General features: G+C 40.6%; 20 protein-coding genes, 1 pseudogene and 1 other annotated feature. Of the genes and pseudogenes, 19 read left to right on the forward strand and 2 right to left on the reverse strand.

What is annotated here, in order from left to right:
• The first annotated feature begins 17 nt into the window (after window positions 1-17).
• The 3 genes from rlmB to ACO1PF_RS06530 all read left to right on the forward strand — a co-directional run bounded on the left by rlmB (window position 18) and on the right by ACO1PF_RS06530 (window position 2,240).
• Window positions 18-824: a 23S rRNA (guanosine(2251)-2'-O)-methyltransferase RlmB gene (gene rlmB / locus ACO1PF_RS06520; RefSeq protein ID WP_423188277.1), complete on the forward strand. Its 807-nt coding sequence runs from the start codon at window positions 18-20 to the stop codon at window positions 822-824.
• Between the two features lie 36 nt (window positions 825-860).
• Window positions 861-1,397 carry an NYN domain-containing protein gene (locus tag ACO1PF_RS06525; RefSeq protein WP_423188278.1) on the forward strand — a complete coding sequence of 179 codons (537 nt, stop codon included), beginning with the start codon at window positions 861-863 and terminating at the stop codon, window positions 1,395-1,397.
• 219 nt (window positions 1,398-1,616) lie between these two features.
• Entirely contained in the window at window positions 1,617-2,240 is a 624-nt protein-coding gene (locus ACO1PF_RS06530) for a sigma-70 family RNA polymerase sigma factor (protein ID WP_423188279.1), read from the forward strand.
• Between the two features lie 101 nt (window positions 2,241-2,341).
• Here ACO1PF_RS06530 and ACO1PF_RS06535 read toward each other — a convergent pair whose 3' ends face one another.
• Window positions 2,342-2,914 (reverse strand): Gx transporter family protein, encoded by a 573-nt coding sequence (locus tag ACO1PF_RS06535; RefSeq protein WP_423188280.1) that lies wholly within the window; start codon window positions 2,912-2,914, stop codon window positions 2,342-2,344.
• A 176-nt stretch (window positions 2,915-3,090) separates the two neighbouring features.
• On the opposite strand from ACO1PF_RS06535, the gene ACO1PF_RS06540 reads away from it, so the two are divergent.
• The 13 genes and pseudogenes from ACO1PF_RS06540 (at window position 3,091) to ACO1PF_RS06600 (ending at window position 14,185) form a co-directional block, all read left to right on the forward strand.
• Entirely contained in the window at window positions 3,091-4,149 is a 1,059-nt protein-coding gene (locus ACO1PF_RS06540) for an FAD:protein FMN transferase (protein WP_423188281.1), read from the forward strand.
• Window positions 4,150-4,243: 94 nt separating this feature from the next.
• Complete coding sequence (gene rpmG, locus ACO1PF_RS06545) at window positions 4,244-4,393, forward strand: 50S ribosomal protein L33 (protein WP_423188282.1); 150 nt, start codon at window positions 4,244-4,246, stop codon at window positions 4,391-4,393.
• Between the two features lie 33 nt (window positions 4,394-4,426).
• The gene (gene secE / locus ACO1PF_RS06550) at window positions 4,427-4,603 is read left to right on the forward strand and encodes a preprotein translocase subunit SecE (protein WP_423188283.1); all 177 of its coding nucleotides are present in this window, start codon (window positions 4,427-4,429) and stop codon (window positions 4,601-4,603) included.
• Window positions 4,604-4,752: 149 nt separating this feature from the next.
• A complete protein-coding gene (nusG, locus tag ACO1PF_RS06555) occupies window positions 4,753-5,304 on the forward strand; it encodes a transcription termination/antitermination protein NusG (RefSeq protein ID WP_423190516.1) in 552 nt (183 codons plus the stop codon).
• A gap of 150 nt (window positions 5,305-5,454) precedes the next feature.
• Window positions 5,455-5,880 carry a 50S ribosomal protein L11 gene (rplK, locus tag ACO1PF_RS06560; protein ID WP_071849255.1) on the forward strand — a complete coding sequence of 142 codons (426 nt, stop codon included), beginning with the start codon at window positions 5,455-5,457 and terminating at the stop codon, window positions 5,878-5,880.
• Between the two features lie 149 nt (window positions 5,881-6,029).
• On the forward strand, window positions 6,030-6,725 hold the full coding sequence (rplA, locus tag ACO1PF_RS06565) for a 50S ribosomal protein L1 (RefSeq protein WP_423188284.1): 696 nt from the start codon (window positions 6,030-6,032) through the stop codon (window positions 6,723-6,725).
• A 100-nt stretch (window positions 6,726-6,825) separates the two neighbouring features.
• Window positions 6,826-6,957, forward strand: a sequence feature (ribosomal protein L10 leader region).
• A gap of 63 nt (window positions 6,958-7,020) precedes the next feature.
• Window positions 7,021-7,530, forward strand: a complete 510-nt coding sequence (gene rplJ / locus ACO1PF_RS06570) for a 50S ribosomal protein L10 (protein WP_423188285.1) — start codon at window positions 7,021-7,023, stop codon at window positions 7,528-7,530.
• 86 nt (window positions 7,531-7,616) lie between these two features.
• Window positions 7,617-7,979, forward strand: coding sequence for a 50S ribosomal protein L7/L12 (gene rplL / locus ACO1PF_RS06575; protein ID WP_423188286.1), 363 nt, complete (start codon window positions 7,617-7,619; stop codon window positions 7,977-7,979).
• Window positions 7,980-8,177: 198 nt separating this feature from the next.
• On the forward strand, window positions 8,178-9,374 hold the full coding sequence (locus tag ACO1PF_RS06580; RefSeq protein ID WP_423188287.1) for an FtsW/RodA/SpoVE family cell cycle protein: 1,197 nt from the start codon (window positions 8,178-8,180) through the stop codon (window positions 9,372-9,374).
• Window positions 9,375-9,398: 24 nt separating this feature from the next.
• Window positions 9,399-10,559: an FtsW/RodA/SpoVE family cell cycle protein gene (locus ACO1PF_RS06585; RefSeq protein WP_423188288.1), complete on the forward strand. Its 1,161-nt coding sequence runs from the start codon at window positions 9,399-9,401 to the stop codon at window positions 10,557-10,559.
• Window positions 10,560-10,568: 9 nt separating this feature from the next.
• A complete protein-coding gene (locus ACO1PF_RS06590; RefSeq protein WP_423188289.1) occupies window positions 10,569-11,057 on the forward strand; it encodes an LURP-one-related/scramblase family protein in 489 nt (162 codons plus the stop codon).
• A 648-nt stretch (window positions 11,058-11,705) separates the two neighbouring features.
• Window positions 11,706-11,975: pseudogene (locus ACO1PF_RS06595) on the forward strand (FtsW/RodA/SpoVE family cell cycle protein); the annotation flags it as partial.
• A gap of 668 nt (window positions 11,976-12,643) precedes the next feature.
• The gene (locus tag ACO1PF_RS06600; RefSeq protein ID WP_423188290.1) at window positions 12,644-14,185 is read left to right on the forward strand and encodes a ClC family H(+)/Cl(-) exchange transporter; all 1,542 of its coding nucleotides are present in this window, start codon (window positions 12,644-12,646) and stop codon (window positions 14,183-14,185) included.
• A 237-nt stretch (window positions 14,186-14,422) separates the two neighbouring features.
• Here the strand turns inward: ACO1PF_RS06600 and ACO1PF_RS06605 are convergent, their stop codons facing one another.
• Window positions 14,423-15,652, reverse strand: a complete 1,230-nt coding sequence (locus ACO1PF_RS06605; RefSeq protein WP_423188291.1) for an MFS transporter — start codon at window positions 15,650-15,652, stop codon at window positions 14,423-14,425.
• Window positions 15,653-16,002: 350 nt separating this feature from the next.
• Between ACO1PF_RS06605 and ACO1PF_RS06610 the strand changes: the two genes are divergently transcribed.
• The 3 genes from ACO1PF_RS06610 to rpoB all read left to right on the forward strand — a co-directional run bounded on the left by ACO1PF_RS06610 (window position 16,003) and on the right by rpoB (window position 21,984).
• The gene (locus ACO1PF_RS06610; RefSeq protein ID WP_423188292.1) at window positions 16,003-17,289 is read left to right on the forward strand and encodes a uracil-xanthine permease family protein; all 1,287 of its coding nucleotides are present in this window, start codon (window positions 16,003-16,005) and stop codon (window positions 17,287-17,289) included.
• Between the two features lie 102 nt (window positions 17,290-17,391).
• Window positions 17,392-17,994 carry a class I SAM-dependent methyltransferase gene (locus ACO1PF_RS06615; protein WP_423188293.1) on the forward strand — a complete coding sequence of 201 codons (603 nt, stop codon included), beginning with the start codon at window positions 17,392-17,394 and terminating at the stop codon, window positions 17,992-17,994.
• 378 nt (window positions 17,995-18,372) lie between these two features.
• Window positions 18,373-21,984, forward strand: a complete 3,612-nt coding sequence (gene rpoB / locus ACO1PF_RS06620) for a DNA-directed RNA polymerase subunit beta (protein ID WP_423188294.1) — start codon at window positions 18,373-18,375, stop codon at window positions 21,982-21,984.
• Window positions 21,985-22,092 lie beyond the last annotated feature (108 nt).

The following is a 22,092-nucleotide window of genomic DNA, read 5'->3' on the forward strand; positions in this document are numbered from 1 at the left end:
CGAAAGGAGACGGAAACATGTCGATAAAAAAACGAGAAAACTACAACGAAAAAGAGGAAACTGATAAACAGCTGGAGACGTCTATTGCAGACGATGAAATGGTTTATGGAAGAAACCCGGTGCTGGAAACCCTAAAGTCTGAACGTGATGTGAACAAATTGTTCGTTCAGGACGGTTTAACAGATAATAAAATCACTAAAGTACTCAATGAAGCGAAAAAGAGAAAAGTACAGCTGTCTTTTGTTCCCAAGACAAAGTTGGACCATCTATCTGACGGTGGGAACCACCAGGGATTGCTACTGGCCGCAAGTCCAGTGAATTACGCCAGTTTGGACGATTTGTTTGAAAAAGCCAAGGCGAAAAATGAAGAACCATTCTTTATACTCCTGGACGGCATCGAAGATCCACATAATCTGGGATCGATTTTGAGAACAGCTGATGCAAGCGGGGTGCATGGTGTTATTATTCCCAAGCGCAGAGCGGTCGGGTTGACCTCTACTGTAGCTAAAGCTTCAGCGGGAGCCATTGAACATGTCCTTGTCGCTCGTGTGACAAACATGGCACAGACCATCGATGAACTCAAGGACCGTGGGTTATGGATATTCGGTACGGATATGAAAGGGAAAGACTACCGTTATTGGGAAGTATCTTCACCGATCGGACTCGTCATTGGGAGTGAAGGGAAAGGGATCTCTCGCTTAGTGAAAGAAAAAGTGGATGAAACCCTGTCTATTCCAATGGTCGGAGACGTTCAAAGCTTAAATGCGGGCGTGGCATCGAGTTTACTGATGTACGAAGTCTTCAGAAAAAGAAATGTGCTGTAAGCCTTTATATAAAATGAGTGAGAGGAGGGGAGTTTAGTGAAAAAAGAACTGCTGTATGTGGATGGGTATAACATGATCGGTGCCTGGCCTGAGTTAGTGAAACTGAAACACCAGGATCAAATGGCAGATGCCCGTGATTTGCTTTTGCATGAACTGAGTAACTATGCCAAGTACGAAGGCATAGAAATCCGTATCGTCTTTGATGCACAGCTTGTTCCCGGGATTACGCAGCGTTATGATAAATTCGATGTCGTTGTGATTTTTACAAAAGAAGGCGAAACTGCCGACAGTTTTATCGAAAAAGCAGTTGGTGATGAAAATCTGCTTATCACGCAAGTCCAGGTAGCGACCTCGGATCTGGCGGAGCAGTGGATCATATTTCAAAAAGGTGCGACGCGTAAATCCGCGAATGAACTGTATAAGGACATCAAACAGGCGAAAAAGAATATTGCGATCGACAGTGCCGTTTACCGCATGCAGACCAAAACACGCAACTCCCCTCTTAAAGAGGAAGATCGTAAAAAACTCGAAGCTTTATATTTTGATATGGTGAAAAAAACGCATAACAAATAAGTGCTGATTTTATAAAGCCTGCACAAATGACTAATTACGTCATTTGTGCAGGCTTTTTTTATTTAATGAGAATTTACTCACAATCTAAAAAAAATTAATGACTTAAGGATTATAAAGTAAGTATAATAAAATGAAACGCTTTCAAAGAATGCAAGGCACGCCCTATAAATGTACTGTTCTGTTATTGATGAAAAACAATAACCAAAAGGAGAAGAGAGGATGCAATTTTATACAGAAAAAGAAGAGCCGCAGACAAAAAAAATTTATAAAGATATCAGTGATCCAGTAGTCGATGCATTGATTTTTCAAATTCAAGCTGGAAATGATTCGGTTTTTCCGGAACTCATAGACCGATGTGAGTCCTTATTAAGGAAGTCGACCTATCGACGATTTGTAAAAGGATATGAACGTGAAGATTTATATCAGGAAGCGTGCATGATTCTGGTGGAGTGCGTTGGAAAATATGATCTTGACAGAGGAATGAGTTTTAATCAATATGTGTGTTTGTCTCTGGACAACCATTTTAACCGATTGATCAGATGGAACAATGCCTTAAAAAGAAAATCGTTTAGAGACTCCATATCTCTGGAAGGGGTTTTGGAAGAAAACGGCTATCAACTGGTGGGCCCTTCTAAAGCAATCCAACCGGAAGATAAACCTATTGTTAATGAGACGATGGAAGAATACATAGAATATTTGTCTTCTTTCGAGAAAGAAGTATGTCTCAACTGCTTTTTGGGATATTCCTATGATAAAATCGCAGCAGACTTAAATTGTTCTAGGGAGAAAGTTATGAACGCCAAGCACCGGTGTACTGAGAAGTACCGCAAGCATTTTATATGATGGAACATAAATAGAGCACTTATTTATAATTAACCTGTATTCATTGAATAGTTTCAGGTAAAAATAAAAAAGCCTCTCAGGGCTTTTTTGTTTTTACCTATTTACGACAAGCCTTTGTTTAGCTTGTTTAGTGATTTAGGTCTTTTTTTTTCCTCATGTGTGTCTCTGAAGCGTTGGATGGTTGAGACATGTTCCATCAGGAAGTTAGCTGCTATCCCGATCGCTATCCCCGACAGGATGCCCATCGAAGACAGGATCGGAAGGTAAAGGAGCACGGTCCACGTCTGTGCGATGCTACTCGCAACAAGCAGCTGTCCCAGGTTATGCAAGATACCGCCCGTAGCACTCACGCCAATAATGCTGACACGTTTTCCGCCAAAGTATTTAACGAATAACATCCCGAAGTAACTGAGGAGGGCCCCGGCGGTACTGTAAAGAAAGGTTGAAAGAGTACCCCCGAGTAATGTCGTCATCAAGAGTCGCATCCATACCACTGTAAAACTATCTTTAAAAGGAAGTGTGTAGATGGCGACGATTATTATTAAATTAGCTATTCCCAGCTTCGCACCGGGTGCAAAGGCGAAAGGAAAAGGGATGCTGCGTTCAATCAAGCCTAAAATAACAGCCTGAGCGGAAAGCAGCGAAATGTAGATCATTTTTTGTGTGCGGTTCATATAAATCCCTTCTTTTCTACACTAACTTGTAATAGTTATAGTTTGCCACAAATGGAGTCAAGTAGCTACGGGCATTAAAAAAATATTAAATCAAATCAAATATTCTGAAAACATAGACAGAATAGCACTTTTCGGGTAATATGTACAGAGAAAATGAATGGGAAGGATAATGAATAATGAAAAAGCGCAATAAAATGGCTTTTGCTTTAATTGGGCTACCTCTTTTCGTATTCTTTTTAGGGGCCTGTGAACAGCAAGACCCAAGAGGACTGGCTGAGAGACCCATTGAACGTACTGAATTCTTACTTGGAACTGTTGCAAGCATCAAAGTATATAACGAAGGACAAGAAGAAGCACTGGATCTGGCTTTTGAACGTGTCACAGAACTTGACGAGTGGTTTGCGATGCAAAAGGAAGATTCTGAAATTTCAGAAGTGAACCGTCAAGCAGGTATAGCACCGGTAGAGGTGTCTGAAGAAGTCTTTCACGTGATGGAACGTGCCCTTTATTATGCGGAAGAATCTGGTGGAAAGTTTGACCCGACCATTGGAGCGGTGACGAGCTTATGGAATATCGGACAGGATTATGCAGCTGTCCCTGACTTGGATGAATTAAATGCGATTTTAGATGTCGTTGACTACAATTTAGTTGAGTTGAACGAGGAAGACCAGACGATCTTTCTTCAGGAAAAAGGCATGAAAATTGATTTAGGCGCGATCGCTAAAGGTTATATTACGGATGAGGCCGCCCGGATACTCACTGAAGAAGGTGTGAATACAGCAATCGTTGATTTAGGCGGGGATATCGTAGTCGTGGGTAACAGCACGCGAGGCGAAGAGGAACCCTGGCGCGTTGGTATTCAAGATCCTTACGGTGAACGGGGTACCATACTTGGAATGATCGACCTGTCAGACAGCGCGATTGTAACATCGGGTATCTACGAACGCAATATCGAAGAAGATGGAAAGTCTTATCACCACTTAATGAATCCGGCAACAGGTTTTCCTGTTGAGAACAATATATCCGGTATCAGTATCATTGCGGACAATGCGATGGATGCAGATGCGATAGCGAATATAGCTTTTTCTAAAGGCGTAGAAGAGGGACTTGACTATATCAACGAGCTACCGGGTGTAGATGTTATCTATGTAACGAAAGATAAAAAAGTGTACGCTTCGGATGATGTCATTGACCGAGTAGAAATTACAGATGAATCTTTTGATAAAGTAGAATAGACTGATTTGACAGTCTTTCACTTAGATGTTAAAGTAAATGGACACTGCACAATTTTAACTTTAGATATGTAATGCGAAAAGCGAGGATAAACCAATGAAGAAAAAATTAGCACTAGCTTGTACTGTATGTGGTTCGAGAAATTACACCAAAGAAGTAGGCGACAAAACGCGTACAGAACGTTTGGAAATAAAAAAATATTGTCGTTATTGTAAAAAACACACATTGCACAGAGAAACAAAATAAAGACGAGCGAAATGAACGTGGAAGGAGTTACACATGAATAAAGTCAAAACATTTTTAGGCGAAGTGAAACATGAATTAAATGAAACGACATGGCCTACAAAAGTAGCTATGAAAAAAAATACAATAACTGTATTTGGTGTCATGGCATTTTTCGGCGTTTTCTTTTATGCCGTTGACTCTGTCATTACTTTTTTATTGAATTTAGTATGACAAAAGGGAAAACAAGTAGAATTCGTTAAGGGTTCGTGCTATACTACACTACGAGAACCGATAAAAAACCTTCTCTTTCGCAGTATGCGAAGAAGGTTTTTTTTGATACAAAAAAACAGGAAAAAAAGGAGTCAAAAATGAATTCTAACATGGAAGAATTAGAAACCTCAAAAGCGTGGTATGTGTTACAAGCGTATTCAGGTTATGAAAACAAAGTGAAACAGAACTTGGAATCTCGAGCACAGAGTATGAAGATGGAACATAATATCCTGCAAGTGTTGATACCTGAAGAAGAAAAAACCGAAGAAAAAGACGGCAAAACAAAAACGGAAATGGAAAAAACATTTCCTGGTTATGTGTTAGTTGAAATGATCATGTCAGATGAAGCATGGTATATTGTGAGGAATACGCCTGGAGTAACAGGATTCGTAGGCTCGCACGGCGCGGGGAGCAAACCTGCACCTTTATTACCTGAAGAGATGGATCAAATTCTCCGTAGTATGGGTATTAATCCGCGCAAAGTGGAAATGGACCTTGAAATTGGAGAACGTATCAAGATCAACGAAGGCGCGTTTGCTGGCATGGAAGGAAATGTGACTGCGCTCGAAACTGAAAAAGGTAAAATCAAAGCATCGATTGAAATGTTTGGTAGAGAAACGAACGCCGAACTGGATTACAATCAAATCTCAAAAATAGATTAAGCAGATATTGCGTAATCTACTGAAGTATGGTAATATTTGTCAGTGCGCTTTATACACTTCTTTAGTGTAAAAGAGTAGAAACATAGTGGGAGAGGAAAATTGAAACCTCATTTAACCACTCACGGACACAAAATCAAGGAGGTATGTCTCGTGGCAAAAAAAGTAGTCAAGATCGTAAAATTACAAATACCCGCAGGGAAAGCTAATCCAGCACCCCCAGTAGGTCCGGCATTAGGACAAGCTCAAGTAAACATTATGGGATTCTGTAAAGAGTTTAACGCTCGTACAGCTGACCAAGCAGGTATGATCATTCCTGTTGTTATTTCTGTTTATGAAGATCGTTCATTCACATTTATCACTAAAACTCCACCTGCAGCAGTATTATTGAAAAAAGCAGCTGGCGTTGAGTCTGGTTCTGGCGAACCAAACACTAAAAAAGTGGGATCTGTTACAAGCGATCAAGTTAGAGAAATTGCTGAAACAAAAATGGAAGACCTAAACGCAGCTAGTGTAGAAGCAGCAATGCGCATGGTTGAAGGTACAGCACGCAGTATGGGATTCACTGTCGAAGGTTAATTAGACAATCTCATTGCTTGCTGGCTCCGCATCCAATCATTTAGAGCTCGCTTTAAATGGAATAGAAGGTATTAGTTAAGTCAATACGTTCAGTGCGGAGATCAAGTGGGAGGTCAAACCGTTAACACCACAATAAGGAGGAAAAAATTATGGCGAAAAAAAGCAAAAAATTCTTAGCTGCTTTGGAAAAAGTAGACAGAGAAAATAAATATGATGCAATTGAAGCATTAAAATTAGTTAAAGAACTTGACTACTCTAATTTCGACGCTAGTGTTGAAGTGGCTTACAGATTAGGTGTAGATCCAAAACAAGCGGATCAACAAATCCGTGGCGCAATGGTATTACCACACGGAACAGGTAAAACTCAAACGGTTATTGTTTTCGCAAAAGGCGACGCTGCTAAAGCTGCTGAAGAAGCAGGCGCAGATTTCGTTGGCGACAGCGACCTAGTAGAAAAAGTTCAAGGTGGATGGTTAGACTTTGACGTTGTTGTAGCAGCTCCAGATATGATGGCTGAGGTAGGAAAATTAGGTCGTGTATTAGGACCTAAAGGTTTAATGCCGAACCCTAAAACAGGAACAGTTACACCAGATGTAGCGAAAGCTGTTAATGACATCAAAGCTGGTCAAGTCACATACCGTGTCGACCGTCAATCAAATATACATGTACCAATCGGTAAAGTGTCATTTGATCTTGAAAAATTACAAGAAAACTTAGTTGCGTTGCATGACGTTATTGTAAAAGCAAAACCTGCAAGTTCTAAAGGTGTTTACATTAAAAACATGGCAATAGCAAGTACGTTTGGTCCTGGCGTAAAAGTAGACCAGAGTACAGTTCTCAAGTAAAAATAATTTAATTTCTCTTGACCTGCATACAATAGCTTGCTATACTTATGCAGGTCAAAGAAATAAATTAAATATGTATTTGTAAATGAAGGTAATGGATTACTATTACCGGATAATACCGAAGACAGTATGTGGCTTAGGCCTTAATATCATACCGAGGACACATGTGATTACATTAATCAACTATGATCCCTCTATGTCTACGGTGACATGGGGTTTTTTTATACGATAAATTCCTTCTGGAACGTAAGTAAAATCAAATCCTCATTTCAATCGATCAGGAGGTGAAATATCAATGAGTAAAGCAAATGTCATTGCAAAAAAAGAAGAAATCGTCAATGATATTACGAAGAAATTTCAAGATGCTGAAGCTGTCATAGTTTTTGACTATCGTGGTTTAACAGTGGAACAAGTGACTGAATTACGTAAACAATTACGTGAATCAGGAATTGAAATGCGTGTATTGAAAAATACTATGCTTCGTCGTGCTGCAGAAGCAGCTGAATTATCAGAATTAGTGGATATCTTTAAAGGACCCACAGCTGTAGCGTTCAGTAACGAAGAAGTAGTAGCCCCTGCAAAAATTATTGCAGAATTCGCTAAAACTGCAGAAGCTTTAGAAATTAAAGGTGGCGTATTGGAAGGTAAAGTGGCAAGTGTTGAACAAATCAACAAAATTGCTAAACTACCAAGTCGAGACGGACTACTTTCTATGCTATTATCTGTACTTCAAGCACCTATTCGAAACACAGCCTTGGCAATCAAAGCTGTTGCAGAGAAAAAAGAAGAAGAAGAAGCTGCATAAAGCAGTCTATTCGCTTAATTTACAGCTATGCTTTTGTATAGCTGGTTAAAAAAACTAACTTAAACTATAAATGGAGGAAAACAAAAATGGCATTAGATATTGAAAAGATCATTGCTGACTTGAAAGAGTCAACTGTCGTAGAATTAAACGACTTAGTAAGTGCAATTGAAGAAGAATTTGGCGTTGAAGCAGCAGCACCCGTTGCAGCAGCAGGAGCAGCAGCAGCAGAAGAAGAACAAACAGAATTTACTGTTGAATTAACAAGTGTAGGTTCAGCAAAAATTAAAGTTATCAAAGCAGTTCGTGAAGTTACTGGTTTAGGCTTGAAAGAAGCTAAAGCATTAGTAGATGGCGCACCTGCAGCAATTAAAGAAAACATTTCTAAAGACGAAGCAGAAGAAATGAAAGCTAAATTAGAAGAAGCTGGCGCTTCTGTAGAAGTTAAATAATTTCATTTAACTAAAACACATTGAATCCCTTTGCTGTAAGGAGTATCTTTATAGCGAAGGGGTTTTTTTGTTCTACACTTTTGTGTCAATTTCGTTATTAAGTAGGAATCGGACTGAATATCTGATAGAATGTGTCATTGAATAGGCTTTATCTTAATGCTTACCAGAATTTACGTGCACAAAGAAAAGGAGAAAAAAATGAATGTCGACAAATATCCTCACCGTATTGATTATGGGATAATTTTATCCGTAATGCTTTTAGCTATCATAAGCATAGTTTCAATATATTCTACGACAGTGATGATTCAAGGTGACCCGTTAAGTATGACGCTACGCCAAATCCTGTGGTACGGATTAGGAACAATAGCCGTACTTGTAATCATGCAGTTTGATTCGGAGCAATTATGGAAGATGACGAGTTATATATATATCTTAGGGATTGTCGCCCTAGTTTTGACACTCATACTTTATGATCGAAACATGGCAATGAGAACGGGTGGGAAATCCTGGGTCCGTATTGGTCCATTGGGCACTCTTCAACCTTCGGAATTTGTCAAGATCCCTTTTATTCTGATGCTGGCTAAAACAGTGACCAAACACAACAGTACGTATAAAGCGAGAGACTATTCCAGTGATTTTCTCTTGATGGGGAAATTGGCTTTATATTCCTCATTGCCGCTCATTTTAGTTTTTATGCAAAATGATTTAGGAACGGGATTGGTTTATATGGCGATCCTCGTGGGTGTTGTGCTGCTTTCAGGAATTAAATGGCAAATATTGTTACCCATTTTCCTGATTATTTCTACAATAGGGCTGACACTTATTGTGTTAGCCACCTATAACCGTGACCTATTACTCGCCACTGGTTTATTTAAACCTTATCAATTTGCACGGATCGATACTTGGTTGAACCCACATCAGGGCTCAACAGATGCGACCTATCAAGTGACGCAGGCGTTCAAGTCTATTGGTTCAGGGGGCGTATTTGGTAAAGGATTTGGAGTGAGTGAGGTTTATGTCCCGGTTCGAGAATCAGATATGATCTTTACGACCATTGCTGAAAACTTTGGATTCGCAGGTGGATCATTTCTTATTTTCATTTACTTTGTCCTCGTGTATCATATGATCAAAGTGGTCTACGACACGAGAAATGAATTTTATGCTTATATTGCCACTGGAGTAATTATGATGATCGCTTTTCACGTGCTGGAAAACGTTGGAATGAATATTGGGTTGCTGCCGATAACAGGTATTCCTTTACCGTTTGTTTCTCAAGGGGGCTCATCTCTACTTGGAAATATGATGGGTATAGGCTTGATCATGTCCATGCGTTACCATCATAAATCTTACTTCTTTTCGGGCGAAGGAGAAGACTTTCATCCGGGAACATCATAAGATGCGTAGAAAAGGAGTGGCTTTATGTTAAAGAATAGAATAAAGTATGTTGATAAATATTTAGTGTTACCTTATATTGCTCTGACGCTGTTCAGTATCATCATGGTCTATAGTGCGAGCAGTTACAGCGCGTTAAATGATTATGGTAACCCACACCATTATTTACCCAGACAAGCTGTTTTTGTAGGCATGTCATATTTCCTTTTTACTGTCTCGCTGTTTTTACCTTTGCAGATATTGAAACAGAAGAAGGTTGTTATTTTTGGGATCATACTCACTGCGGTCTCGTTATTTTTTCTTCTGCTATTTGGCAGAGAGATATATGGAGCGAAAAGGTGGATCGAAACACCGTTTTTTAATATCCAGCCGGCTGAATTCACTAAATTTATGGTTATCTGGTATCTAGCTTATATCTTATCTAAAAAACAAAAGAAAATTTCTGAAGACTTTTATCGTGCGGTGGTTGCACCTGTTTTCCTGGTAGCTTTAATCGTGTTGTTCATATACATTCAACCAGATACGGGGTCCTCTTTTATTATCGTTATCATAAGTGCCGTTATGATTTTTGCCAGTGGGGTGTCTCCTAAATTAGGAATAAGCTTCGGCTTGTTTGGCGTGGGAAGCCTCTTTGGGCTGACTCAACTCATAAGGAAGTTTGGTACAGACCTTTTCTTTCTTGATGAGTATCGATACAATCGCTTCTTGGGATTCTGGGATCCGTTTCAGCTAGCTGAAGGCGCAGGGTTGCAACTTGTTAATTCTTACTATGCTTTAAGTCGTGGAGGCTTGCTTGGTGTAGGCTTTGGCGATAGCGTCCAAAAGACCGGTTATCTACCGTTTCCTTACACAGACTTCATCGTTTCTATCATCGGAGAAGAATTTGGCTTGCTCGGTATTACCGTTCTTTTTTTGATTTTTGCTTTGATGGTCTCTCGGATGATCTTGACAGGCATCCGGTCAAAGAGTGCATTCAACTCATTATTGAGTATCGGTATCGCATCCATGTTTCTTATTCAATCGCTCATTAATCTCATGGGTGTCGTTGGCTTGATGCCTATCACCGGTGTGACCTTTCCCTTCGTCAGTTACGGAGGATCAAGTTTGATGGTGTTATCTGTTTCATTGGGTTTGGTAGCGAATGTCTCAGCTCGGGTCAACTATCAACGAGCACAATCTCAACTCTAGGAGGAACGTATGCGTTTATATATTAAGCAAAAAGTCTGGTCATTTAAAGACCGTTTCACAATCAAAGACGACGTGGAACGTGATGTGTATTACGTTGAAGGAGAGATGCTTACCTTTGCGAAGAAGTTGCGGTTGTTTGATCAGCAGAATGAAGAGCAACTGTATATTGAGCAAAAATTATGGCGCTTCTTTCCGGAGTATGATCTGTACCAAGACGGACAGCAAGTCGCAACGGTAAAAAAAGACTTTGAGCTCTTCAAGAATAACTATACGATCTTAGGACCGGACTGGCATATTGAAGGTTCGGTAATGGCCCACGACTATGTCATCAAAGAAGGTAACAAAGTGATCGCAGACATCAATAAAAAGTGGCTGTCATGGGGAGACGCATATGAAATAATCATTCATGATGAGAAATCGGTCTCTGTTCTGCTTGGTGTAGTCATCGTCATCGATGCTGTCATCTCTCAAGCAAGAAATGGTCAGTCAGCTACATAAATAAATATCGATCGACGAAAAAAGGCCGGGACATAATGTCCAGGTCTTTTTTTGTAGAGTGATCATTCTTCAAAGAGCAGATTATCAATTTCATACTTAAAGGTGTGTCGAAAATGGGGGGATTATATACTTCCGAAGAAAAACCTAATGAGTGTGCTAACAAGACCCTAGTTCGGCAAGCTCAGCGGAAAATCCAAGCGAGTGGTGCTAAGAAGGCCTAACTTCGGCAAGCTCAGTGGAAAATCCAAGCGAGTGGTGCTAAGAAGGCCTAACTTCGGCAAGCTCAGCGGAAAATCCTGGCGAGTGGTGCCAAGAAGGCCTAACTTCGGCAAGCTCAGTGGAAAATCAAAGTGAGTAGTGCTAAGAAGGCCTAACTTCGGCAAGCTCAGCGGAAAATCAAAGTGAGTGGTGCTAAGTAAGCCTAACTTCGGCAAGCTCAGTGGAAAATCCAAGCGAGTGGTGCTAAGTAAGCCTAACTTCGGCAAGCTCAGCGGAAAATCCAAGCGAGTGGTGCCAAGAAGGCCTAACTTCGGCAAGCTCAGTGGAAAATCAAAGTGAGTAGTGCTAAGAAGGCCTGACTTCGGCAAGCTCAGTGGAAAATCAAAGTGAGTAGTGACAAGAAAGCCTTGATTTGTGTATTTCGTGTAGATTTATCACATGGTCAGAGTGGTTTATGACACAAAAAACGAATTTTATGCGTACATAGCCACAGGAGTTATCATGAGGATCGTATTTCACGTTTTTGAAGATATAGGGATGAATATTGGGCTGCTCCCAATGACAGGTATTCCGTTCCCTTTTGTTTCTCAAGGGGGATCATCGCTCTTAGGAAATATGATGGGAATAGGATTGATAATGTCTATGTGTTACCATCACAAATCCTATTTGTTTTCTGGTGAGGGAGAAGAATTTTATTAGGGAGTATAAATCTAGTAATTTTGAAGCGATCAAGAAACAGAAAAACGAATAAAAGAAAAAGTCGGTAAACCTTGGAATGGAGGCTTACCGACTTTTTCAACATCCTTTTAAGTAAAGTTTTGTGCCACAAAGAGTAAGGGGATGTTTACCCAAGTGCAATGGTAAAGACCAAGGCAAATAAACCTGAACTTGTAAAGTATTAAGCGTAGCCAGCCAGAATCATGGTTAAATTCGCGCCTATTCCGGCTGAAAACGAAAGGATGTGGGGAATTCTGATGTATGATTCTTTTTTTGGAAATCCTGTTGTTTACAGCAATAAGGCTCATCAATTGCTCTATTCGGGATTTGAACAGCCCTGATTTGGCTGAGGAGGATCATAAATGGCGATATTTAAGATAACGTTTGTTTTCTTATCGGAGATCGTATCATCAAATGAATATTATGTTATACTAGATTTTATAAAAATAGTCAGGAATCCTCTTAGAATAAATATCTTGAATGTAAACAGTAAGCATTTCTGAGAGTGTTTTTTCTCTTAATGTCAGGGAGTTAGGAACTTGAAAAATCAATAATACATACTCTGAATAATTTTTCTGATAAAGTATATAAAACAATGAATCCACGTAGCAAATCAAATGATATAAAAAATAATAGTAAGGAGCAGCACTATGATCAAAAATTTTTTACTGTCTCATTTTAAATTTATTGATTGGTCCAAAATCGCTTATGTTCTGAAAGGTATCCTTGTAGGGGCAGTTGCCGGAATAGTCGTGAGTGCTTTCCGATGGGCCGTTTATCGAATTCTAGATTTTATGCCATATATCTATTCCTTTTTACGTGATAACCCAGATTGGATAATCGTTTGGGTTATTCTCGCTTTAGTAATTGCCTTTATCGTTATCTTGATAGGAAGAGATGAACCTGATATACAAGGGAATGGTGTGTCAGAATTAAAAGGGCAACTGCAGGGTACCCTTAAACTCGATTGGTTTTCGATTTTATGGAAAAAATTTATTGCGAGTACGTTGGTTCTTGGCATGGGTCTCCCCGTCGGAAGAGAGGGCCCCTCCATTCAAATCGGAGGAGTAGTTGGACAAGGGTTAAATAAAGTCTTCAAAGGAAATAAATCCCAGGAGAACATATTTATATCCGCGGGTGCGGCAGCGGGTTTATCTGCGGCGTTTAACGCCCCGCTATCAGGGTTAGTTATCATATTAGAAGAAGTCCACCACCGATTTTCAACAATTCTGATTCTGTCGGTTTTCTCAGCTTCGGTCACTGCCAATTACGTGGCGTTTCATATTTTTGGAGTTGAACCCGCATTATCGTTAGGGCGAATGAATGTGTTTCCGTTGGAGCATTATTTTTATCTGGTAGCTTTGGGTGCGAGCCTCGCGCTTGCCGGCTGGGTATTCCAGAAAGCTCTTTTTCAGATGCCAAAAATATATGCCAAGTTACCCATTCCTAAATATTTGTATGGGTTCATACCCTTCCTTATTGTTATTCCAACCGGATTATTTTGGGAGGATATGTTAGGCGGAGGTACAGGTATCATTACGACATTGGCTTCGGGTAGAACAGCGACAACCGTATTACTGGCTATTCTTCTGTTCAGATTTCTGACATTTAACATAGCTTTTGGATCCGGTATTCCTGCGGGGGTTTTAATACCGATGCTATCAATGGGAGCGATACTAGGAGCGATATTTGGAAACATGGTCTTGGACGCAACCGGCCTGGATGATTTCTATCTTAGAAGCTTCATCATTTATGCGATGGGCGGTTTTTTCACTTCGATTTCTAAAGCGCCTTTAACGGCTATTATATTAATTACCGAAATTACAGAATCGATATCTCAGATGATGCCTATTGCAGTAGTTTGTTTAACTGCCTATATCGTGGCGGATATCATTGGTCTCGAGCCTCTAGATGAAGTGACGCTAGAAAACAAGACTTCACGCATTCCTACTGTCTTCGAAGGTAAACTATCGAACATTGATATTTTTATAGAACCGGATAGTTATTTAGATGGGGCTCTGTTAAGTAACCTGACGCTGCCTTATAATTCCAAAGTGCTCAGGATCAAACGTCATCATCATGAATTTATGCCCCACAGAGATACAGTCTTTCTAGCTGGAGACGAATTAAGAATCGCCTGTGACTCTGGATTTGTCAAAGAGGTGAATAAATACCTTGCAAAAGTCAACTGATTATTTTATCTCAATTTCATTAAAAAACAGAGCATAGGTTACAGGGACAACTAATTAAGCGGTGGTTACAGCAGAACAATTTGGTGTAGTCTCGAATTTTGATCCCAAATACAAAAGGTCATTCTCCTGTAATCAGAGAATGACCTTTTGTATTTGGTACGATCAATAGGATCGGATATTAGCAGATCAGCAATTGAACGCATGACAACGCCTTTGAAGCGATTCGCTTTAAAGGTGTTAAGCTCGTTTTAAAGCGTGTCTTTGTGCCACGAAAAGTAAGGGGATGTTTATCATGTGGAAGACAAGAGCCACAGTGAAAGCCAAGGTATATGAACCTGTAAAGTCATACGCATAGCCAACTAGAGTCATGGATAAAGCGGCGCCAATCCCCGCTGAAAACGAAAGGATGGGGTAAATTCTGACGTATAACTCTTCTCCAAAAAATTCTGTCGTTAAGAGCGGTAAAGCGACTGAAGGAATCGTAAAGACGGTACCAAATAGAAAGGCTGCGAATATCAGAAGATAGATATTGGTCAGTGTCAGAAGCATGACGATGCTTGCTGCATTAAGAATCAGCGTGAGGACGCTGGATCTAATGATTCCTAAATAGTCGCTCAATGAACCGAAGATAAGTTTAAAGGTGATATTTCCGATCATGACAGCAGATAACAACACACCACCAATTTGTTCAGACAGAAAGTTTGATTCTGCAAAACCGGGTAAGTGCTGTGAAATCCCTGCTATTGATGTGTGGGTAAATGCAATCACAAAAATAAGTATAAAGGCTATATTAGTGTAAGAAAAATTGAGCCAGTTCGGTTTTTTAATCAGACGTTCCGCTGCATCCTTTGAATCGTCATGACCATAAGGAAGAAGCCCTTCGTCTTTGGGATCCAGAGAGTAGGGGAAAAGTATAGCGGGTAAAGCCAACACTATCATGAGCAGTCCCATAGCGATGAAAGCATTCTCCCAGCCAAATGAACTGATTAATGTGGTGAATATGGGTGAGAAGACAGCACCCGCGATGCCGCTGAAACTAAAAGAGAGGCTCATTGCCAATCCTCTTTTCTTTTCAAACCAGTTATTAATAATGAGAGACAGGGGGACCATCGCATAAAGACCGGCTCCAATCCCTCGAATCGTACCAAGTATGTAAAATACCCATATCTGATTAGTGAAAGCCATTGCGATGGTAGATAAAGAAGCGAGGGCAACACCAGTGGTTAATATTTTCTTCCAGCCAAAGCGATAAATAAGCGGGGCGAAAAATAAAGAGATAACTGCCAGAGAAATGGACGACAACGTGGCGTGCATGGCAAAGGTTCCTCGGTAAACTTCTAAATCTTCAGAAACAGGTGTGTAAAAAACGCCGATCACGTTCATTGTCAATCCGATGGCACTTGCGAACATCAGGCAGCTTACAGCTAAAACCAGCCAGTGCTTCAAACTCTTTGAGGGGGTATTCATTTAAAGTAGACCTCTTCCTAGTGATATATTACATTTAGTATACTAGCACATTCTCATTAAAGTAAAGCCTATTCAAGAAAACAATAAAGGGGAAGCGAAATTAGTCTTGCATTAATGATAGACACTTGGTAAAATAGAAGAAAGCAAAATTCCTTTAATTCTATTCAGAGAGATAGAAAAGGATGGAAAAATTTTATAAGCTAAAATGTCTAGGAGTATGCTGCACGTGTTAATTGCGTGAAGACAGTTATTCTGAAACGGAATTAGCATCCATCTTACCTAAAGGTCCTTTTGCACAATGAAAAGGGCATTTTTTTATGCCCAAAAATAAGGAAGAGGGATGATTAAGTATGGCAGTTATACAACGACCATTAATATTAGACGTGGAGGATAAACCGACTCTCTTTACAGGGTTGTTTTTAAGTCTACAGCACGTGTTTGCAATGTTCGGGGCAACGATACTCGTCCCTGTGCTACTCAATATGCCTGTCTCCGTTGCGCTATTAGCGAGTGGAGTCGGCACGATCATTTATCAGATCGCAACAAAAGCGAAAGTGCCAGTTTATCTCGGTTCGTCATTTGCCTATATTGCCGCGATGCAAATAGCGATAGAGCAAATGGGCGGTGACATCAGCGCCGCACAGACGGGCGTCATCATGGCCGGGCTGCTTTATATTGTTATTGCCGGGATCGTACGATTCGCCGGAACGGCTTGGGTGGATACCATTTTGCCTCCGATAGTTATTGGACCAATGATCATGGTTATCGGGTTAGGCTTAGCCAGCAATGCTGTCCAAAGCGCAGGCTTCGTCATGGATTCCGACTGGCGCACGATTCTAGTTGCCGTTTCGACCTTTTTGATCACAGCATTTATTAATACTTCCGCCAAAGGATTTATGAAAATCATCCCTTTCTTGATAGGCATAGTCGGCGGGTACATTTTGGCGATACTTTTGGGTATTGTCGATTTTACCGCAGTAGCAGAAGCACGGTGGTTTGCTTTGCCAGAATTGTATCTCCCCTTTGAAACCAACACCTTCAATAATTATTCGTTTTACTTCGGACCGGAATCTTGGGCGATCCTGCCTATCGTGTTAGTCACTGTGGCTGAACATATTGGTGATCACACGGTTTTAGGAAAAATCTGTGACAGAGAGTTTTTAAAAGAACCCGGTTTGAAACGCACGTTGATCGGTGACGGCGCAGCAACAGCTGTGTCAGCCTTTTTCGGCGGACCGGCCAATACAACTTACGGAGAAAATACAGGCGTCATCGGTATGACGCGCATAGCGTCTGTTTCAGTCATTAGAAACGCGGCCTTTATTGCCATTACTTTAAGTTTTATGGGCAAGTTTACGGCACTCATTTCAACCATCCCAGGTGCGGTCCTTGGTGGGATGTCTATCCTGTTATATGGAGTCATCGCAAGTAACGGACTGAAAGTCATGATCGAAGATAAAGTAGACTTCAATCAGTCCAGAAATCTGGTTATTGCAAGTTCGATGTTGGTGATTGGCTTGGGCGGCGCAGTGTTTGACATCGCAGGCTTTATGACCTTGTCAGGAACAGCTCTCAGTGCTATCGTAGGGATCGTCCTCAACCAGTTGTTACCAAAACAAGAAACGGAAGAGGAGTAAGTCTCGAGCAAGTACTAGATATCAAGTGAACATCCGTTGTGATACAGCCCTTAGCATAGTATACTGTTAGAGAAGAGTTCTAAGGGAAAGAGGCTTTATAAAATGACTGATCACTATTACACTTCTAAGCCGAGCGCAAAAGAGAATGAAAAGAGTTTTGAAGTGGATTTAAAAGGTATCAAATTAAAATTATATACAGATTCAGGTGTTTTTTCCAAAGACCGCGTCGATTTCGGGTCACAAGTCTTGATCGAAGCCATCGATCCCGCTGTTTTTCCGAATGAAAAAGTATTGGACATGGGTTGCGGATATGGACCGGTAGGCTTGTCGCTGGCTAAAGCCTATCCAGAATTGACCGTTCAGATGGTGGATGTCAATGAACGAGCAATCAATCTTGCCAGGAAGAATGCTGAGAAAAACAAGATCGAAAATGTTGATATTTATCTTTCTTCCATATATGAACAGGTAAAAGAGCAGGCGTTTGGTGCCGTGATTTCTAATCCGCCGATTCGTGCGGGCAAAAAAGTCGTGCATCAGATCATTTCAGATGCCTATGAGCATTTGGCCGACAAAGGTGTGCTGATTATTGTGATTCAAAAGAAACAGGGCGCACCGAGTGCCAACCAGAGAATGATTGATGTGTTTGGCAATGTGGAGCGTATCGGTCTAGTTAAAGGCTATTGGGTTTTGCAATCAATTAAATAAAAAATTTGGTGGAAAGAATAACCTTTGACTCTACAGGCAAAGGTTATTCTTTTTTTGTATCCACTTTAACAGTGGATTTGTTCTTGACATATAGATGGCTTTAATATAAAATTAGTAGACGCTTAACAAAGTATGAAAATGAAATACGTGCGAAATATTGTCCGTACGCGATTTTTGAAGCTAAACAAAAGAATGTGTGATGATTGCGACTGTATCTTTCACTAATCTTTTGTATTTTTTTTGGTCTAAAATAGGTTGAAACCCTAAATTTTAAACGAATGGTAACATTCGTAACAAGATTGTAATGTTTTTATTGAAAATATTTCGATTCAGACCGAGTGGCTTTTGATTATGGCGATTAGTGATTAATAATAAGGGGTGAAGAGGTTGGCAGGCCAAAATGTGAAATACGGCAAGCACCGTACACGTAGAAGTTATTCACGAATAAGTGAAGTATTAGAACTTCCAAACTTAATTGAAATTCAAACTAATTCATATGATTGGTTCCTAAAACAAGGACTTAAGGATATGTTTAAAGATATCTCTCCTGTGGAAGACTTTTCTGGAAATCTAGCGTTAGATTTTACGGACTATAAATTCCAGGAACCAAAATATACTACAGACGAAGCAAGACAACACGATGCAAATTATTCGGCACCTTTGTATGTAAAGTTACGTTTAATGGTCAAAGATACAGGAGAAGTAAAAGAGCAAGAAGTGTTCTTTGGTGACTTCCCATTGATGACTGAAGAAGGAACGTTTATTATCAACGGTTCTGAACGTGTTATCGTTTCGCAACTTGTTCGTTCGCCAGGTGTATACTTTCATCCGAAAGTTGAAAAGAATGGAATGGAAGGGTTCGGTTCAACCGTCATACCTAACCGAGGCGCTTGGCTAGAATATGAAACGGATTCTAAAGGGTTATCCAATGTACGTATCGACCGTACACGCAAGATCCCTTTGAGTGTACTTGTTCGTGCACTAGGTTTCGGATCAGATGATGAAATCTTGGATATCTTTGGAGAAAATGAAAGCCTGTCTGCAACGCTGGAAAAAGATATTCATAAAAATAATTCTGATTCTCGCGTCGAAGAGGCATTGAAAGATTTGTATGAACGTCTACGTCCGGGAGAACCCAAAACGGCAGATTCTTCACGTAGCTTACTGACCACCCGTTTCTTTGATCCTAAGCGTTATGACTTAGCGCGTGTTGGTCGTTATAAAATGAATAAAAAACTGGACTTAAAAATTCGTTTAATGGGGCTTACTTTAGCAGAATCTCTTGTAGATGGTGAAACAGGCGAGTTACTGGCTAAAGAAGGAACTGTTATTACGCGTGAACTCATGAACGAATTAGGTCCGCGTATTGATAACGGATTGAATCATGTCACGCTCCATCCTTCAGATGATGGTGTTGTGCCAGAACCAATCGAAATTCAAATGTTTAAAGTCTATTCCCCAAGTGATAATATACGTGTCGTTCATGTCATCGGAAATGCTTATCCGGATAGAGAAATGAAATACATCATCCCGGCCGATATGATTGCGTCAATGAACTACTTCTTCAATTTACAAGAAGGTATTGGCGAAACAGATGACATCGACCACTTAGGAAACAGACGTATCCGTTCGGTTGGAGAGTTATTACAAAACCAGTTCCGTATCGGTCTATCTCGTATGGAACGTGTGGTACGTGAGCGTATGTCTATTCAAGACACGTCAACGACGACACCACAACAATTAGTAAACATTCGTCCAGTTGTTGCGTCGATCAAGGAATTCTTTGGTTCGTCTCAACTGTCTCAGTTTATGGATCAAACGAACCCACTAGGTGAGTTGACCCACAAACGACGTCTATCTGCTTTAGGACCCGGTGGATTAACACGTGACCGTGCTGGTTATGAAGTACGAGACGTCCACTATTCTCACTATGGCCGCATGTGTCCGATCGAAACGCCTGAGGGACCAAACATCGGGTTGATCAACAGTTTATCAACGTATGCAAAAATTAATGAATTTGGTTTTATCGAAACTCCTTACCGTAAAGTAGATAAGAAGACCGGTCGAGTGACGGATAAAATCGATTATTTAACTGCAGATGTAGAGGACTTATATGTGGTAGCCCAAGCGAATGCACCTTTAAATGAAGATGGGTCATTTGTTAATGATCTAGTATTAGCGCGAACAAAAGATAACAACGAAGAATTAGAAGTATCCAAAGTAGATTACATGGATGTATCACCTAAACAGGTTGTTTCTGTAGCGACGGCAAGTATTCCGTTCTTGGAAAACGATGACTCCAACCGTGCGTTAATGGGTGCAAACATGCAGCGTCAAGCGGTTCCTTTGATTCAACCAGAAGGACCACTCGTAGGAACAGGGATTGAATTTACGGCGGCACGAGATTCTGGTGCGGCAGTGATTGCTAAAAATTCAGGTAAAGTAGAATATGTGGATGCAAGAACAATCCGTGTCAGACGTGAAGACGGTACTTTAGATAAATATCAATTAGCTAAATTTAAACGATCAAATGCTGGAACTTCATACAATCAACGTGCTTTAGCACGTCATGGTGATGTTGTTGATAAAGGGGATATCTTAGCAGATGGTCCTTCCATGGAAAATGGCGAAATGGCTATTGGACGTAACCCCCTGATTGCCTTTACAACATTCGATGGATACAACTTTGAAGATGCGATAATCATGAGTGAACGTTTAGTCAAAGATGACGTGTATACTTCGATCCATATAGAAGAACATGAATCAGAAGCGAGAGATACAAAATTAGGACCCGAAGAAATCACTCGAGAACTGCCTAATGTGGGTGACGATGCGCTTAAGAACTTAGACGATCGCGGCATCATCCGTATCGGGGCAGAAGTACACGATGGTGATATCCTGGTCGGTAAAGTAACACCTAAAGGCGTATCAGAACTATCTGCAGAAGAAAAACTGCTGCATGCTATTTTCGGTGAAAAAGCGCGTGAAGTAAGAGATACGTCTCTGCGTGTTTCACACGGTAGCGGGGGTATTGTTCATGACGTGAAAATCTTTACACGTGAATCCGGGGACGAATTATCTCCTGGAGTGAACTATCTCGTTCGTGTATTCATCGTTCAAAAACGTAAAATCAACGTTGGTGACAAGCTTGCTGGACGTCACGGTAATAAGGGTGTTGTATCCTTGATTTTACCTGAGGAAGATATGCCGTTCATGCCAGATGGCACACCTGTCGATATTATGTTGAACCCACTTGGCGTGCCTTCACGTATGAATATCGGACAAGTACTCGAGCTTCATATGGGGATGGCTGCACGTAAATTAGGTATTCATGTCGCTACGCCAGTATTTGATGGGGCATCAGATCAAGAAGTCTGGGATATCATTAAAGAAGCGGGCATGGATGAAGACGCCAAAACAGTGCTGATCGATGGCCGTACAGGCGAACCGTTTGATAACAGAATATCTGTCGGAGTCATGTACTATATCAAGTTGGCGCACATGGTCGACGATAAACTGCATGCACGTTCCACTGGACCATATTCACTCGTTACGCAACAACCACTTGGTGGTAAAGCGCAATTTGGTGGACAACGTTTTGGTGAGATGGAAGTTTGGGCTCTTGAAGCATATGGAGCAGCGTATACCTTGCAAGAAATTCTGACGTATAAATCCGATGACGTTGTTGGTCGTGTGAAAACATACGAAGCCATTGTCAAAGGTGAAACCATTCCTAAACCGGGCGTTCCAGAATCCTTCCGTGTTCTTGTCAAAGAGCTTCAATCATTAGGATTAGACCTGAAAGTCTTAGATATAAATAAAGAAGCAATCAATTTAGAAGATTCTGATGAAGATGATGATTTTGGAAACATTGACTCTTTGGAAAAAATGAAAAAAGAACAAGATGAAAAACGTGCAGAAGAAGCTAAGAAAAAAGCTGAAGAAGAAACCGCACGTGCCGAACTAGAACAGCAACAAGAGCAAGAGTGAAAAATGTAGCCTAAACGAGAGTGCGGTCGAATGATCGGCTCTCGATCAGTTACATGAAAATGAGTAATAGAAACGTGAAGCAATAGGGCAGCTTCATAATCTACAAAA

The organism is Alkalibacterium sp. f15 (assembly GCF_049389645.1).
Classification (GTDB): domain Bacteria; phylum Bacillota; class Bacilli; order Lactobacillales; family Carnobacteriaceae_A; genus Alkalibacterium.

What these genes read in the sequence shown, in the direction of transcription:
- ACO1PF_RS06535 (WP_423188280.1), bottom strand. Translation starts at nt 2,914, where the DNA reads ATGAACCGCACACAAAAAATGATCTACATTTCGCTGCTTTCCGCTCAG.
- rplA (WP_423188284.1), top strand. Translation starts at nt 6,030, where the DNA reads ATGGCGAAAAAAAGCAAAAAATTCTTAGCTGCTTTGGAAAAAGTAGAC.
- ACO1PF_RS06580 (WP_423188287.1), top strand. Translation starts at nt 8,178, where the DNA reads ATGAATGTCGACAAATATCCTCACCGTATTGATTATGGGATAATTTTA.
- ACO1PF_RS06530 (WP_423188279.1), top strand. Translation starts at nt 1,617, where the DNA reads ATGCAATTTTATACAGAAAAAGAAGAGCCGCAGACAAAAAAAATTTAT.
- ACO1PF_RS06540 (WP_423188281.1), top strand. Translation starts at nt 3,091, where the DNA reads ATGAAAAAGCGCAATAAAATGGCTTTTGCTTTAATTGGGCTACCTCTT.
- ACO1PF_RS06600 (WP_423188290.1), top strand. Translation starts at nt 12,644, where the DNA reads ATGATCAAAAATTTTTTACTGTCTCATTTTAAATTTATTGATTGGTCC.
- nusG (WP_423190516.1), top strand. Translation starts at nt 4,753, where the DNA reads ATGGAAGAATTAGAAACCTCAAAAGCGTGGTATGTGTTACAAGCGTAT.
- ACO1PF_RS06585 (WP_423188288.1), top strand. Translation starts at nt 9,399, where the DNA reads ATGTTAAAGAATAGAATAAAGTATGTTGATAAATATTTAGTGTTACCT.
- ACO1PF_RS06590 (WP_423188289.1), top strand. Translation starts at nt 10,569, where the DNA reads ATGCGTTTATATATTAAGCAAAAAGTCTGGTCATTTAAAGACCGTTTC.
- ACO1PF_RS06610 (WP_423188292.1), top strand. Translation starts at nt 16,003, where the DNA reads ATGGCAGTTATACAACGACCATTAATATTAGACGTGGAGGATAAACCG.
- rplJ (WP_423188285.1), top strand. Translation starts at nt 7,021, where the DNA reads ATGAGTAAAGCAAATGTCATTGCAAAAAAAGAAGAAATCGTCAATGAT.
- rlmB (WP_423188277.1), top strand. Translation starts at nt 18, where the DNA reads ATGTCGATAAAAAAACGAGAAAACTACAACGAAAAAGAGGAAACTGAT.
- ACO1PF_RS06615 (WP_423188293.1), top strand. Translation starts at nt 17,392, where the DNA reads ATGACTGATCACTATTACACTTCTAAGCCGAGCGCAAAAGAGAATGAA.
- ACO1PF_RS06605 (WP_423188291.1), bottom strand. Translation starts at nt 15,652, where the DNA reads ATGAATACCCCCTCAAAGAGTTTGAAGCACTGGCTGGTTTTAGCTGTA.
- rpmG (WP_423188282.1), top strand. Translation starts at nt 4,244, where the DNA reads ATGAAGAAAAAATTAGCACTAGCTTGTACTGTATGTGGTTCGAGAAAT.
- secE (WP_423188283.1), top strand. Translation starts at nt 4,427, where the DNA reads ATGAATAAAGTCAAAACATTTTTAGGCGAAGTGAAACATGAATTAAAT.
- rplL (WP_423188286.1), top strand. Translation starts at nt 7,617, where the DNA reads ATGGCATTAGATATTGAAAAGATCATTGCTGACTTGAAAGAGTCAACT.